We start from the raw sequence: 14580 nt of genomic DNA on the forward strand, positions 1-14580 counted from the left end.
GCGCCCCGTCCGCCCGCTGTCCGAGCCGTCTGGTAGGTATGGGGCTGTGAGCAGCGAGAAGGGGTACGGGGAGAGCCGCGGGAGCGGGGAGGGCGGCGAGGGGCCCGAGCAGCTCGCGCTCATCCGGGAGACCGTGCGCAAGGCGAAGGTGCCGAAGGCCAAGCCGCGGACCTGGCGGGGCGCCGCGCTCGCCAAGGAACTGCCCGTCGCCCGGGTGGTGGTGAACAAGGGCGCGCTCCACCTCGACCAGTTCTTCGACTACGCCGTGCCCGAGGAGCTCGACGCCGTCGCCCGGCCCGGCGTGCGGGTGCGGGTCCGCTTCGGCGCCGGGTCCGGGCAGGTGCGGGGCGGGCGCCGGGAGGGCGGCCGGCTCATCGACGGCTTCCTGGTGGAGCGCCGCGCCGCCTCCGACTACTCCGGGCCGCTGGCCGCCCTCGCCGATGTCGTCTCGCCCGAGCCCGTGCTCGGACCCGAGCTGCTGGCCCTGGCCCGGGCCGTCGCCGACCGGTACGCGGGCAGCCTCGCCGACGTGCTCCAGCTCGCCGTGCCGCCGCGCAGCGCCGCCGCCGAGCGCCGGACCTCGCCCGCGCCGCTGCCCCCGCCCCCGCCCCCCGGCCCCGGCACCTGGAGCCGCTACGAGCAGGGGCCCGCCTTCCTGGAGGCACTGGCGCGCGGCGGGGCACCCCGGGCGGTGTGGACGGCGCTGCCGGGGCCGCACTGGGCCGAGGAGATCGCGCGCGCCGTCGCCGCCACCCTCTCCTCCGGGCGCGGCGCGCTCGTCGTCGTCCCCGACGGGCGGGCCGTCGGCCGGGTCGACGCGGCGCTGACCGCCGTGCTGGGCGAGGGCCGGCACGCGGTGCTCACCGCGGAGGCCGGGCCCGAGAAGCGGTACGGGCAGTGGCTCGCCGTCCGGCGCGGCTCCGTCCGGGCCGTCGTCGGCACCCGCGCCGCGATGTTCGCGCCCGTCAGGGACCTGGGCCTGACCGTCGTCTGGGACGACGGCGACGGCAGCCACAGCGACCCGCACGCCCCCCAGCCGCACGCCCGCGAGGTGCTGCTGCTGCGCGCCGCCCACGACCGGTGCGCCTTCCTCCTCGGCGCCGTCGGCTGCACCGTGGAGGCCGCGCAGCTCGTCGAGTCCGGCTGGGCCCGGCCGCTCGCCGCGAGCCGCGAGCAGGTCCGCGGGGCCGCGCCCCTGGTCCGTACCGTCGGCGACGACCTCCTCGCCCGGGACGGGGCCGCACGGGCCGCGCGGCTGCCCTCGCTCGCCTGGGAGACCCTCAGGGACGGACTGCGCTCCGGCCCGGTCCTGATCCAGGTGCCCCGGCGCGGGTACGTGCCCCGGCTCGCCTGCCAGCAGTGCCGGACGCCCGCCCGCTGCCGGCACTGCGCCGGACCGCTGGAGGCCCCCGACCAGCGCGAGCTGCACTGCGGCTGGTGCGGGCGCGAGGCCCCCGACTGGCACTGCGAGGCGTGCGGCTCCCCCCGGCTGCGCGCCCAGGTGGTCGGCGCCCGCCGGACCGCCGAGGAGCTGGGCCGGGCCTTCCCCGCCGTGCCGGTGCGGACCTCCGGCCGCGACCACGTCCTGGACCGGGTCCCGGACCGCCCCGCCCTCGTCGTCTCCACCCCCGGCGCCGAACCGGTCGCCGACGGCGGCTACGCGGCGGCGCTGCTGCTCGACGGCTGGGCCCTGCTGGGCCGTCCCGACCTGCGGGCGGGCGAGGAGGCGCTGCGCCGCTGGATGGACGCGGCCTCGCTGGTCCGGGGTCAGGCCGAGGGCGGCACGGTCGTGGTGGTCGCCGAGCCGACGCTGCGGCCCGTGCAGGCCCTCGTCCGCTGGGACCCGGTCGGGCACGCCCAGCGGGAGCTGGCCGAGCGGGCCGAACTGGGCTTCCCGCCGGTCTCCCGGATGGCCGCGGTGAGCGGGCCGCCCGAAGCGGTGGAGACCTTCCTCGCGGGCGCCGCGCTGCCCGTGGACGCGGAGGTCCTCGGCCCGGTGCCGCTCCCGGTGGTCCGCCCCGGGGCCGCCCGCAGGCCCGGCGACCCGCCGCCCGGGGAGGAGTGGGAGCGCGCCCTGGTGCGGGTTCCGCCCGGCAGCGGAGCGGCCCTCGCCCAGGCCCTCAAGCACGCCCGCGCGAGCCGTCAGGCCCGCGGCGCCGGGGAACCGGTCCGGATCAGGGTGGACCCGCCGGACATCGGCTGACCCCGCCCCGCCCCGCTCCACCCCCCACCCCGCCCCGCCCTGCTCCCCCACCCCGCCCCACCCTGCTCCCCCCACCCTGCTCCCCCCACCCCGCCCCGCGTCCCTCCCGGCCCCGGGCCCGGACACGACGACGGCCGCCGCCCCCTTCGGACAGGGGGTGGCGGCCGGTCGTCGGCTCCGCGCCGTCAGCCGTTGCGCGAGCTGGGGAAGGCGGGGGAGCGGGGCTCCTCGCGGAGGGTGGCGCTGCCCGAGGTGGGCTGGGGCGGCATGGAGCGGGCGGCCGGCACCGACGGGACGGGGCGGGGGGCGCCCGGCTCGACGCCGTGCTGCTCCGGCTCCACCGAGGGCTGCTGGGGCGCGCGGCGGGCACCGTAGCGGCGGTGGACGGCCTGCTTGGTGACGCCGAGGGCGGAACCGACCGCGTCCCAGGAGAAGCCGAGGGAGCGGTCGAACTCGACGGCGGCGGTCACCAGGGTCTCGACGCTGTCGCGGAGCTCCTGGGCGAGCCGTACGGTGGGGGCGGGCGCGCGGCCGTAGACGACGAAGCCCGTCGACGGGCCGGAGCGGCGGGGGCGGTAGACATTGCCCAGCTGGGCCGTGAGCGTGCGCAGTGCGTCCACCTGCCGCCGGACCCGCTCGATGTCCCGCACCAACAGGTGCAGACTCGCCCGGGCTTGGGCGTCGTGGGTTGCGTGGTCGGCCATGGAAGAGCCTCTCGAACCGGCGATGGTAGGGCGGGCCGCGGGTGGGGACGGCGGCCCGATTCGGTCAATCTCTCTTGACCAACGCGCCACCGGGAGTTGGGTCACGCTGCGGGGGCGTACACGCATATGCGCGGGGCGCTCGCCGCCGCGTACGCCCCCTCCGTCACTCCCGCCTAGACTGGTGCGTCGCCCGCAACGCCCCCGGACAGACAGGCAGTCGCCACCCATGAAGCTCGTCTTCGCAGGCACCCCCGAGGTCGCCGTCCCCGCCCTGGACGCCCTGCTGGCCTCCGGCCGCCACGAGGTCGCCGCCGTCGTCACCCGCCCGGACGCGCCCGCGGGCCGGGGCCGGCGCATGGTCGCCAGTCCGGTCGCGCAGCGCGCCGAGGAGGAGGGCATCGAGATCCTGCGGCCCGCCCATCCGCGCGACGAGGACTTCCTGGCCCGGCTCCGCGAGATCGCCCCGGACTGCTGCCCGGTCGTCGCCTACGGCGCGCTGCTGCCGCAGAAGGCCCTCGACATCCCGGCGCACGGCTGGGTCAACCTGCACTTCTCCCTCCTCCCGGCCTGGCGCGGCGCGGCGCCCGTGCAGCACGCGGTGATGGCGGGCGACGAGGTGACCGGCGCCAGCACCTTCCAGATCGAGAAGGGCCTCGACTCCGGTCCGGTCTACGGCGTGATCACCGAGGAGATCCGCCCCACCGACACCAGCGGCGACCTGCTCACCCGGCTGGCCTTCGCCGGCGCTGGGCTGCTCTCGGCCACCATGGACGGCATCGAGGACGGCACCCTCAAGGCCGTCCCGCAGCCCGCCGACGGCATCACCCTGGCCCCGAAGATCGAGGTCGAGGACGCCCACGTCGACTTCGCCGCCCCGGCCCTGCGGGTCGACCGCGTCGTCCGCGGCTGCACCCCCGCCCCCGGCGCCTGGACCCTCTTCCGCGGCGAGCGCCTCAAGCTCGTCCACGTGGCCCCCGTCCCCGACCGCACCGACCTCGCCCCCGGCGAGCTGGCGGCCGGCAAGAACAACGTGTACGCGGGCACCGGCTCGTACGCCGTCGAGCTCCTCTGGGTCCAGCCCCAGGGCAAGAAGCCGATGAAGGCAGCCGACTGGGCCCGCGGCGTCCGCATCGCCCCCGGGGAGCGGCTGGGCGCGTGACGCCGCTGCCGCTCCCCGAAGGTCCCTGGGACGACTGGGAGATCCGCCGCTTCGACGGCAGCCGGCTCACCCTGGCCGCCGGGGCGGACCTCACGTACCACCACGGCCTCGAGGTGGAGCTGACGGACGTGCTCTACCTCCGGTGCCCGACGGCCTTCATGGACCCGGTCTTCCGCGAGCCCACGGCGGCGGAGCGGGCCGAGGTCGTCCGGAGCACCGGCGCGGAGCCGCCCGTGCTCCTCGCCTTCGAGGCGGACGGCGGCGGCACCGCGCCCGTCCGCTGCCTGATCGCGGCCGAGGCATGGGCCGTGCGCCAGGGGCGTTTTCCCCGGTAGGGGGCGGCGGACGTAGGCTGGGAGGGTTCGACCCTCTCTATCCCCACGCGGAGCACCTTTGAGCGAGCAGGCACGTCGCCGTCCCCCCAAGCCCCACCGCCGGCCCAAGAAGGATCCCGTGCGGATGCTCGCCTTCGAGGTGCTCCGGGCGGTCGACGAGCGGGACGCGTACGCCAACCTGGTGCTGCCTCCGCTGCTGCGCAAGGCACGGGAGAAGGAGGGCTTCGAGGCGCGGGACGCGGCGCTCGCGACCGAGCTGGTCTACGGGACGCTGCGGCGCCAGGGCACGTACGACGCGATCATCGCGGCCTGCGTCGACCGGCCGCTGCGCGAGGTCGACCCGCCGGTGCTCGACGTGCTGTCGCTCGGCGCGCACCAGCTGCTCGGGACGCGGATCCCGCCGCACGCCGCCGTCTCCGCCACCGTCGAGCTGGCCCGCGCGGTGCTGGGCGAGGGCCGCGCCAAGTTCGTCAACGCTGTGCTGCGGAAGATCACGCGGCAGGACCTCGACGCCTGGCTGGCCGAGGTCGCCCCGCCGTACGAGAAGGACGCCGAGGACCACCTCGCCGTCGTGCACTCCCACCCCCGCTGGGTGGTCTCCGCGCTCTGGGACGCGCTCGGCGGCGGCCGCGCCGGCATCGAGGCCCTCCTGGCGGCCGACAACGAGCGGCCCGAGGTCACCCTCGTCGCCCGGCCCGGCCGGTCCACCGTCGAGGAGCTGGCCGGGGCCGCCGAGACCGAGCCCGGCCGCTGGTCGCCCTACGCCCTGCGGCTCACCGACGGCGGCGAGCCCGGCGCCGTCGAGGCCGTGCGGGACGGCCGGGCCGGCGTCCAGGACGAGGGCAGCCAGCTCGTCGCGATCGCCCTGGCGAACGCGCCGCTGGAGGGCCCCGACACCCGCTGGCTCGACGGCTGCGCCGGCCCCGGCGGCAAGGCCGCCCTGCTCGGCGCGCTGGCCGCCGAGCGCGGCGCCGCCCTGCTCGCCTCCGAGAAGCAGCCGCACCGCGCCCGGCTCGTGGAGCGCGCGCTGGCCGGCAACCCCGGCCCGTACCAGGTCATCGCCGCCGACGGCACCCGCCCGCCGTGGCGCGAGGGCTCCTTCGACCGCGTCCTGGTCGACGTGCCCTGCTCCGGCCTCGGCGCCCTGCGCCGCCGCCCCGAGGCCCGCTGGCGCCGCCGCCCCGAGGACCTCGACGGCTTCGGCCCGCTCCAGCGCGGCCTGCTCACCGAGGCGCTGAAGGCGGTCCGGGTCGGCGGGGTCGTCGGGTACGCGACCTGCTCGCCGCACCTCGCCGAGACCCGGGTCGTCGTGGACGACGTCCTGAAGCGGCTCGGCGGCGCGGAGCTGGTCGACGCCCGGCCGTTCTTCCCCGGCGTGGACCACCTCGGGGACGGTCCGGACGTCCAGCTGTGGCCGCATCTGCACGGTACGGACGCCATGTACCTGGCGCTGATCCGACGGACGGCCTGACGGTTTCCACTGGTCCGTACCAGTACGTCCGGCCCGGGAACGGCCCCGGGCCGGCTCGCGGCGAAGAAGTCGCCGAGAACGTGGCAGGCTTGGCACATGGCGCAGATCAATCCCAGCATCCTCTCCGCAGACTTCGCCCGCCTCGCGGACGAGGCCCAGGCCGTCGACGGGGCCGACTGGCTGCACGTCGACGTCATGGACAACCACTTCGTGCCCAACCTGACGCTGGGCGTGCCGATCGTCGAGTCGCTCAGCCGGGCGACCGGCACCCCCCTCGACTGCCACCTGATGATCGAGGACCCGGACCGCTGGGCCCCGCAGTACGTGGAGGCGGGCGCGGGCTCGGTCACCTTCCACGTCGAGGCGGCCGCCGCGCCGGTCCGGCTCGCCCGGGAGATCCGCGCCAAGGGCGCGCGGGCCTCCATGGCGCTCAAGCCGGCCACCCCCATCGAGCCCTTCGAGGACCTGCTCCCCGAACTCGACATGCTGCTGATCATGACCGTGGAGCCCGGCTTCGGCGGCCAGGCCTTCCTCGACATCATGCTGCCCAAGATCCGCCGCACCCGTGAGCTGATCTCCAAGCACGGCCTGGACCTGTGGCTCCAGGTCGACGGCGGCGTCTCCGAGTCGACCATCGAGCGCTGCGCCGAGGCGGGCGCCGACGTCTTCGTGGCCGGTTCGGCGGTCTACGGCGCGGCCGACCCGGCCGCCGCGGTGGCCGCGCTGCGCGCCAGGGCGGACGCCGCCACGGCGGGTGCCGCCTGGGCGTGTGGCCACTGAGCCTCCGGCCGGTGAACGCGGTCCGACGGGCCGCCGACAGGACTGATCAAGGCCCGCCGTTTCTGACAGGATGAACAGCGGGTCCAGAGTGTGAACGAACGCGGGTCGTGGACAGCGGTGCGCGTACAGCAGTGAGGAGATCGCGGTGGCGGGAATGTCGGCGGGACGGTCGGCCCTGCGGATGGGCCCCGCGGAGCTGGTGCAGGCGGCTGCCATGGCGCGCCGCTTCTACCTGGAGGGGAAGTCCAAGATCCAGATCGCCGAGGAGTTCGGCGTCAGCCGCTTCAAGGTGGCCCGGGTCCTGGAGACCGCTCTGGAAAGGGATCTCGTACGCATCGAGATCCGCGTGCCGGCCGAGCTGGACGCCGAACGCTCCGACGCGCTGCGCGCCCGCTACGGGCTCCGCCACGCCGTCGTCGTTGAGTCCCCGGCGGAGGACGACGAGTCGCCCGACCCGGAGAACCTGGGCGAGGTCGCGGCCGACCTCCTCGGCGAGCTGGTCACCGAGGGCGACGTGCTCGGCCTGGCCTGGGGCCGCTCGACCATCCACATGGCGGCCGCCCTCGACCGGCTGCCCCCCTGCACGGTGGTCCAGCTCACCGGCGTGTACGACGCGGGCACCGCCGAGCGCGGCTCGGTCGAGGCGGTCCGGCGCGCCGCCCAGGTCTCCGGCGGCGAGGCCCACCCCATCTACGCCCCCATGCTGCTGCCCGACCCGGCCACCGCCGCCGCGCTGCGCAGCCAGACCGGCATCGCCCGGGCCTTCGAGTACTTCGACAAGGTCACCGTCGCCTGCGTCTCCATCGGCTCCTGGGAGCCGGGCATCTCCACCGTCCACGACATGCTCTCCGAGGAGGAGCGCGCCCACTACGCCTCCCTGGGCGTGGCCGCCGAGATGTCCGCGCACCTCTTCGACGCCGAGGGCCGCCGGGTCGGCCGCGACCTCGGCGAGCGGTGCATCACCGTCGAGGCGGACCGGCTGCGCCGGATCCCCGAGGTCGTCGCCATCGCGGGCGGCCAGCGCAAGGCGGCGGCGATCGGCGCGGTGCTCCGCTCCGGCCTCGTCACCAGCCTGGTCACCGACCGCTCGGCCGCCGACCACCTGCTCAGCGAGTTCAGCCCGGGCCCCCGGCCAGCCCTCGACCGCAAGGACCCCGACACGGGCACCGACGGACGCTGACACCACCCCGGGGCGCCCGCCGTGCACGCGGCGGGCGCCCTTCGCCTGCCCGGGCGCGCCCCCGGGGCGGCGGCGGGCGGACGGTGACAGCATCGGGGCATGATCGCTCGCTGCCTCCGGCTGGGGCTCGCCGTCCTGGCCGGGCTGTCCCTGCTCCTCACCGGCTGCTCCGCCGGGACGGCCACGCCCACCGCCACCGCGGCCCCCTCCCGTACCCCCGCGACGGCCGACCGCACGCCCTCCGCCGCCGTCTCGCGCGCCTCCGGCCTGCCCACCGTGGAGGCGGCGGAGCTGCCGCCCGAGGCGCGCCGGACCCTCGCGCTGATCCGGGCCGGCGGCCCCTTCCCGTACGCCAAGGACGGCAGCGTCTTCTCCAACTTCGAGCGGATCCTGCCGCCGAGGAAGCGCGGCTACTACCACGAGTACACCGTCCGCACCCCCGGCGAACGCGACCGCGGGGCCCGCCGGATCGTCACCGGCGGCGAGGGGGAGCGGTACTACACCGACGACCACTACGAGAGCTTCCGGGAGGTGGTCGGCGATGCGGCTGGATGACGCCGTCGTCCTCGATCTGTACGGCGTGACCGACAAGGAGGGCTTCATGGACCGCTGCGCCGCCGTGCTCGGCCTGCCGGACTGGTTCGGCCGCAACTGGGACGCCCTCGCCGACGTCCTCGGCGAACTGCCCCGGCCCGTCGCCGTCGTCGTCACCCACTGGCAGGGGTACGCCCGCCGCGCCCCGCGCGACTGGGCGACCGCCCAGGAGGTCTTCGCCGCCGCCGTCGAGGACTCCCCGGGGCGCCTGTCGGTGCTGCTCTCCCTCGGCGACGGGCGCCGGGAGGGCCCGCAGGACGGCGGCGGCTGAGGGGCGGCGCGTACTCCCGGGGGAGTACGGGGTGCGCCCGGGGAGCAGGCGCGGGTGTCGGCGGACGGAGGACGCCCGCGGGGGCGCCCCTTCCTAGCGTGGAGGGCACCGGGCGGGCAGGCCGCCCGGCGCCGCTCCGGCGGCTCCCGCTCCCGCCCCGCCAGGAGGCCCGCCATGCGCACCCTTTCCCCCAACCCCCCGTCCCCCGCGCCCTCGTCCCCCTCCTCCGGCGGCACGGACCGCCGGGCCCGGCTCGGCTCCCGGACCGTCCTGGCCGCGACCGGCACCGCCGCGGCGGCGATCGCCGCCGCCGACCTGCTCACCCCGGAGTACAGCCCGGTCACCGAGGTGATCAGCCGGTACGTGAACGGCCCCGCGGGCTGGATGGTCACCACGGCGCTGTGCCTGATCGCCGGTGCCTCCGGCCTCCTCGTGGCCCTGCTGCGGCGGGCCGGGGCGCCCCGGGCCGGCCGCTGGGCGGCCGGGGCGTGGGCCGCGGGCGTCGCGGTGGCCGCGGTGTTCCCCGCCGACCCGCCGGGCCGCTGGAGCAGGCCCTCCACCTCGGACCTCGTGCACGGCACGGCCGCCACCCCCGCCTTCCTGGCCCTTCCGGTGGCCGCGCTGCTGCTGCACCGGTGGCTGGCCCGCCGGTGGACGCGCGGCGCCGTCGCGCTGCGCGCGGTGCTCGGCGCCTCGCTCGCCTCGACGGTCCTGCTGCTGGTCTGCCTGGTGGACGTGATGGACGGGCCCTCGCTGGGGACCGCGACCGTGCCGACGCTGGTCGGACTGGTCGAGCGGATCGCCGTCGCCGCCGCCCTGGCCTGGGTCGCGCTGGCCGCCGTCGCCGCCTCGCGTCCGGCGGTGCGCGCATGACCGCCGTGCGCCTGGGGGCAGTTGTGCACAATGGCCCGGTGATCGAAGAGCGCACCGGCGCGGACCGGAACCGAACGGGGCCCGCCGGGGGCCCGGCCGTGACCCGGGCCGCGCGGGCCGCGGCGGCCGCGGTGACGGCGGTGGCCGTCGTCACCGCCGAGGCCCTGGCGGGCGACGGGCCGCTGCTCACCGGCGCCGCGCCGTACGCCCTCGGGCTCGCCGCCCTGGTGCTGGCCGCCGGCCGGTGGCCGCGCGCCGCCCTGCTCCTGAGCGTCCAGACCGTCATCGCCTTCCGCGCCTCCGGGCTGTCGGACGTGGGCTGGCTCTGGCCCGCCACCGCCGCGTACGTCCTGGTCGCGGCCGGGGACCGGCCCGCCGGGGGAGCGGTGCGCCACCGCTTCGACGCCCTGGTGCGGCGGGTGCCGGACGGGCCCGCCCTCGCCGTCGGCGTCGGGGTCTTCCAGGTCGTCTTCGCCGCCGACTGGGAGCTGTTCGTCGCCGGGATGAGCGGCCGGGCCGTCGTCGCCGAACTGGGCGCGGAGACCCTCTGGCTGGCCCTGGCCCTCGCCGCGGCCACCGCCTGGCGCAACGGGCGCAACTGGCGCAGGGAGGAGGCGGCCGGGCGCGAGCGGGCCGCGCGCGAGCGGGAGGCGGAGGCCCGGCGGCGGGCGGAGGCGGAGCGGCTGCAGATCGCCCGGGAGCTCCACGACGTGGTCGCGCACACCCTGACCGTCGTGGGCGTGCAGCTGCGGGTGGCGGTCGAGGCGCTGGAGGACGATCCGGAGGAGGCGCGGGCCGCGCTCACGACCGCGCAGGAGGTCCGGGCCACCGCCGTCGCCGACCTGCGCTCCCTCGTCGGCGTCCTGCGGGAGCCCGGACGGGACGCGGCGGGCGGCGGGGGCGCGGTCCCGGCCCCGGAGCGCGGTCTCGACGGCGTCTGCGCACTGGTGGAGCGCGTCAGGGCCGCCGGTCTCGACGCGGACGTCGAGACCGCGGGCGACCCCGCCGGGGTGCCCGCGCCGGTCGCGCTCGCCGTCTACCGGATCGTGCAGGAGTCGCTGACCAACGCGGTGCGCCACTCCGGCGGCACCCGGGTCGACGTCCGGCTGCGGTACGACGCAGGGGCGGTCCGCGTGGAGATCGCCGACGACGGGCCGGCGAAGCCCGGCGGCCGTCCGGCGGGCGCGGGCGAGGGCGAGGGGGGCGGCCACGGGGTGGCCGGGATGCGCGAGCGGGTCTCCGTCCTGGGCGGCGAGTTCGCCGTCGGACCGGGGGAGCGCGGCGGATACGCCGTCCGGGCCGTGATTCCTGTGCCAAGCTGACGATCATGACGATCTCGGTTCTGCTCGCCGACGACCAGTCCCTCGTCCGGGCGGGCTTCCGCAGCCTGCTCCGGCGGACGCGCGACATCGAGGTGGTGGGCGAGGCGGCCGACGGCGACGAGGCGCTGCGCGCCGTCCGGGCCCTGCGGCCCGACGTCGTCCTCATGGACATCCGCATGCCGGGGACGGACGGGCTGACCGCGACCGAAGCCCTCACCGGGGACCCGGAGCTCGCCGGGACCAGGGTGATCGTGCTGACGACCTTCGAGACCGACGAGTACGTCTTCGCCGCGCTGCGGGCGGGCGCCAGCGGCTTCCTCACCAAGGAGATCGAGCCGGACGACCTGCGCCAGGCGATCCGCGCGGTCGCCGCCGGCGACGCCCTGCTCTCCCCGAGCGCGACCCGCCGGGTCGTCGAGGAGTTCGCCCACCGGCCGCTCGCCGCCACCGTGGCCCCGGACCGGCTCGCCGCGCTCACCGCCCGCGAACGCGAGGTGGTGGCGCTCGTCGCGGCCGGGCTCTCCAACGACCAGGTCGCCGCCCGGCTGGTGATATCGCCGCTCACGGCCAAGACCCACGTCACCCGGGCGATCACCAAGCTCGGCGTGCGCGACCGCGTCCAGCTCGTGGTGCTGGCCTACGAGACCGGGCTGATCCGGCCGGGCCACACGGCGGCCGAGCCGGCGGTGGACGGCGGCTGAGCGCTCACCCGGGGCCCCCGGCCGAAAACTCTTGTGCGATCCTCCGAAGCCTCTGCCGTGAGGCTCGGAGGATTCGCCCGGGACTGGTATGCGTACCGGCGTGGGACAATGAACTACGTGCTTTTTCCCCTGGCTGAAATGCCTAGGGGCCGATCCGAACGACTGGGATGTCAGCACGTGCGTTTCCTCAATGACGTCAAGCCGCCGTACGACCTCACGTACGACGATGTGTTCATGGTGCCGAGCCGCTCGGCCGTCGGCTCCCGCCAGGCCGTGGACCTCTCCGCGCCGGACGGCACCGGCACGACGATCCCCCTGGTCGTCGCCAACATGACCGCGATCGCCGGCCGCCGCATGGCCGAGACGGTGGCCCGCCGGGGCGGCCTCGTCGTCATCCCCCAGGACATCCCGATCGAGGTCGTCACCGAGGTCATCTCCTGGGTCAAGGGCCGCCACCTGGTCCTCGACACCCCCATCGTGCTGGAGCCGCACCAGACCGTCGCCGACGCCCTCGCGCTGCTGCCCAAGCGGGCGCACGAGGCCGGCGTGGTCGTCGACGAGCACCGCCGCCCCGTCGGCGTCGTCACCGACGCGGACCTCACCGGCGTCGACCGCTTCACCCAGCTCTCCGAGGTCATGTCGAAGGACCTCCTCCTGCTGGACGCGGACATCGACCCCCGCGAGGCCTTCAACACCCTCGACGGCGCCAACCGCCGCTACGCCCCCGCCGTGGACGCGGACGGCAGGCTGGCCGGCATCCTCACCCGCAAGGGCGCCCTGCGCGCCACCCTGTACACCCCGGCCGTGGACGCGGACGGCAAGCTGCGGATCGCCGCCGCCGTCGGCATCAACGGCGACGTGGCCGGCAAGGCCAAGCTGCTCCTCGACGCGGGCGTCGACACCCTCGTCATCGACACCGCCCACGGGCACCAGGAGTCGATGATCTCCGCCATCCGGACCGTCCGCGCGCTCGACCCGAAGGTCCCGATCGTCGCGGGCAACATCGTCGCCGCCGAGGGCGTCAAGGACCTCATCGAGGCCGGCGCCGACATCATCAAGGTCGGCGTGGGCCCCGGCGCCATGTGCACCACCCGCATGATGACCGGCGTCGGCCGCCCGCAGTTCTCGGCCGTCCTGGAGTGCGCCGCCGAGGCGAAGAAGTACGGCAAGCACGTCTGGGCCGACGGCGGCGTCCGCCACCCGCGCGACGTCGCCATGGCGCTCGCCGCCGGCGCGTCCAACGTGATGATCGGCTCCTGGTTCGCCGGGACGTACGAGTCCCCCGGCGACCTCCAGACGGACGCGCAGGGCCGCGCCTACAAGGAGTCCTTCGGCATGGCGTCCGCCCGCGCGGTGCGCAACCGGACCTCCGACGAGTCCTCCTACGACCGTGCCCGCAAGGCGCTCTTCGAGGAGGGCATCTCGACCTCGCGGATGTTCCTCGACCCGGCCCGCCCGGGCGTCGAGGACCTGATCGACTCGATCATCGCCGGTGTCCGCTCCTCCTGCACCTACGCCGGTGCGGGCTCGCTCGCCGAGTTCGAGGAGAAGGCCGTCGTGGGCATCCAGTCCGCCGCCGGCTACGCCGAGGGCAAGCCGCTGCACGCCAGCTGGAGCTGACCCTCCTCCGGCAGTACGCCGAAGGCCCCCGGGAGCACCGCTCCCGGGGGCCTTCGGCCTTCACCGGCCCGGGAGCGGGAGGACGCCCGCGGTGCGCAGCGCGGCCGCCACCGACCGCGCCATGCGGGCGTGCCCCTCGTCGTTCGGGTGGAGCCCGTCGGCCAGGTGCTCCGGCCCGAGGAGGGGCCGCCCCGGCAGCAGCAGGAGCCGGTCGTCGCCCCGCGCCGCCAGCTCCCGCCCCGCCCGCTCCATGGCCCGCCGCAGCTCCGTCAGCGTCGCCCCCAGGGCGTTGCGGGTGTGCTCGGCCGCCGGGCGCAGCACGGGGGAGACCAGGAGCAGCGGGGTGCGCGGGTGGCCCCGGCGGATCAGCCGCACGTAGGCCAGGACCGTGGCGTGCAGCCACTCGGGCGTGGCGGGCGCCCGGTCCCAGCAGTTGGTGCCGAACGCCAGGGTGATCAGCTCGCCGGGCAGCCGGGACAGCTGCTCCGCCAGCGGCAGCTCGCCGCGCGCCCCGCCCGCGTACCCCAGGTTCACCGGGTCGAGCCCCAGCGCCCGCCCCGCCGCCGCCGGCCAGGAGTGGGCCGGCCGGGTGGACCACCAGCCCTCGGTGATGGAGTCGCCGTGGACCAGCCAGCGCGGCCGGGGGGCCGCGGGGGCCAGGTCCCCGCCGACGGCCCGCACGCCGCGCACGACGGGCGCCTGGGCCTCCGGCAGGTGGACGGTGAACTCCCCGCCGCCCGGCGGGAGCCGGAGTCGCACCGTGGCCTCCTCCGCGGGCTCCGCGAAGACCTCCGTGACGCACCGGTCGTCCTGCCAGAGCGCGAACACGTGCCGCAGTGCCCGCAGTTCGTCCCCGGCCGCCGGGACGGCCGCCCGGTAGCGCAGCTCCACCGCCGAAGTGCCGGGCCGCGCGCGGAACTCCACCCGCACCCCGATCGGCAGCGCGGCCCGCTCCGCGGTGTCCCAGGGCAGCCGCTCCAGGTCGGCGGGGTCCGCGCGGACCGGCCGGTCGCCGTCCCACCAGGCCGTGCCGCGCAGAAAGGGTTCGGGCTCCAGCCAGCTCACACGGCACCTCCGGTCGGCCGGGTGCAGGGTGGTCCACGCGGACCGAGGAGTCAAGGTCCGCGCACCGCCTCCGGCCCCTGCCCCGGCGGGTACCCGTCCTGTACCCGGATGTGTCGATTCATGCAGGGGAGCGCAATGTTTCCCCGTCCGGGCCGGAAGCGCGCAATGATCATCCGCCATTGCGCAACAACACTGCATTACGGATGCGAATCGGAAGGGCTTAGGCTCATCCCTCGTACCAGGAGTGGCGGGGACCGCCTGCTCGGCGGACTTCCTGCCCCCGTGGGCTGCCTCGGCATGCC

14 protein-coding genes are annotated in these 14580 nt (G+C 76.5%); 12 read left to right on the forward strand and 2 right to left on the reverse strand.

What is annotated here, in order from left to right; all coding sequences use genetic code 11:
• The first annotated feature begins 46 nt into the window (after positions 1–46).
• Positions 47–2203: a primosomal protein N' gene (locus ACFW6A_RS14745; RefSeq protein ID WP_386479855.1), complete on the forward strand. Its 2157-nt coding sequence runs from the start codon at positions 47–49 to the stop codon at positions 2201–2203.
• 185 nt (positions 2204–2388) lie between these two features.
• Here the strand turns inward: ACFW6A_RS14745 and ACFW6A_RS14750 are convergent, their stop codons facing one another.
• Positions 2389–2907 carry a hypothetical protein gene (locus ACFW6A_RS14750; RefSeq protein ID WP_351844266.1) on the reverse strand — a complete coding sequence of 173 codons (519 nt, stop codon included), beginning with the start codon at positions 2905–2907 and terminating at the stop codon, positions 2389–2391.
• A gap of 226 nt (positions 2908–3133) precedes the next feature.
• Between ACFW6A_RS14750 and fmt the strand changes: the two genes are divergently transcribed.
• From fmt to ACFW6A_RS14805, 11 genes are all read left to right on the forward strand, one after another.
• Complete coding sequence (fmt, locus tag ACFW6A_RS14755; protein ID WP_351844267.1) at positions 3134–4066, forward strand: methionyl-tRNA formyltransferase; 933 nt, start codon at positions 3134–3136, stop codon at positions 4064–4066.
• Positions 4063–4401 (forward strand): hypothetical protein, encoded by a 339-nt coding sequence (locus ACFW6A_RS14760; protein WP_351844269.1) that lies wholly within the window; start codon positions 4063–4065, stop codon positions 4399–4401. Before fmt ends, ACFW6A_RS14760 begins: the two co-directional genes overlap by 4 nt.
• A gap of 58 nt (positions 4402–4459) precedes the next feature.
• Entirely contained in the window at positions 4460–5872 is a 1413-nt protein-coding gene (locus tag ACFW6A_RS14765) for a transcription antitermination factor NusB (RefSeq protein ID WP_351844271.1), read from the forward strand.
• A 96-nt stretch (positions 5873–5968) separates the two neighbouring features.
• Positions 5969–6652: a ribulose-phosphate 3-epimerase gene (gene rpe / locus ACFW6A_RS14770; protein ID WP_386640794.1), complete on the forward strand. Its 684-nt coding sequence runs from the start codon at positions 5969–5971 to the stop codon at positions 6650–6652.
• 154 nt (positions 6653–6806) lie between these two features.
• Positions 6807–7832 (forward strand): sugar-binding domain-containing protein, encoded by a 1026-nt coding sequence (locus tag ACFW6A_RS14775; protein ID WP_351844420.1) that lies wholly within the window; start codon positions 6807–6809, stop codon positions 7830–7832.
• Positions 7833–7931: 99 nt separating this feature from the next.
• Positions 7932–8387 carry a ribonuclease domain-containing protein gene (locus ACFW6A_RS14780; protein ID WP_351844275.1) on the forward strand — a complete coding sequence of 152 codons (456 nt, stop codon included), beginning with the start codon at positions 7932–7934 and terminating at the stop codon, positions 8385–8387.
• A complete protein-coding gene (locus ACFW6A_RS14785) occupies positions 8374–8697 on the forward strand; it encodes a barstar family protein (protein ID WP_386640797.1) in 324 nt (107 codons plus the stop codon). The genes ACFW6A_RS14780 and ACFW6A_RS14785 overlap by 14 nt, the downstream gene beginning before the upstream one ends.
• Before the next feature lie 174 nt (positions 8698–8871).
• Positions 8872–9570 (forward strand): DUF998 domain-containing protein, encoded by a 699-nt coding sequence (locus ACFW6A_RS14790; RefSeq protein ID WP_386640800.1) that lies wholly within the window; start codon positions 8872–8874, stop codon positions 9568–9570.
• 38 nt (positions 9571–9608) lie between these two features.
• Entirely contained in the window at positions 9609–10892 is a 1284-nt protein-coding gene (locus ACFW6A_RS14795) for a sensor histidine kinase (RefSeq protein ID WP_386640803.1), read from the forward strand.
• A gap of 5 nt (positions 10893–10897) precedes the next feature.
• Complete coding sequence (locus tag ACFW6A_RS14800) at positions 10898–11593, forward strand: response regulator transcription factor (protein ID WP_351844283.1); 696 nt, start codon at positions 10898–10900, stop codon at positions 11591–11593.
• A gap of 177 nt (positions 11594–11770) precedes the next feature.
• A complete protein-coding gene (locus ACFW6A_RS14805) occupies positions 11771–13213 on the forward strand; it encodes a GuaB1 family IMP dehydrogenase-related protein (RefSeq protein WP_351844285.1) in 1443 nt (480 codons plus the stop codon).
• A 60-nt stretch (positions 13214–13273) separates the two neighbouring features.
• Here the strand turns inward: ACFW6A_RS14805 and ACFW6A_RS14810 are convergent, their stop codons facing one another.
• Positions 13274–14278: a GDSL-type esterase/lipase family protein gene (locus ACFW6A_RS14810; RefSeq protein WP_386640806.1), complete on the reverse strand. Its 1005-nt coding sequence runs from the start codon at positions 14276–14278 to the stop codon at positions 13274–13276.
• Between the last annotated feature and the right edge of the window lie 302 nt (positions 14279–14580).

Source organism: Streptomyces sp. NPDC058758, from assembly GCF_042746075.1.
In the GTDB taxonomy this organism is placed as follows: domain Bacteria; phylum Actinomycetota; class Actinomycetes; order Streptomycetales; family Streptomycetaceae; genus Streptomyces.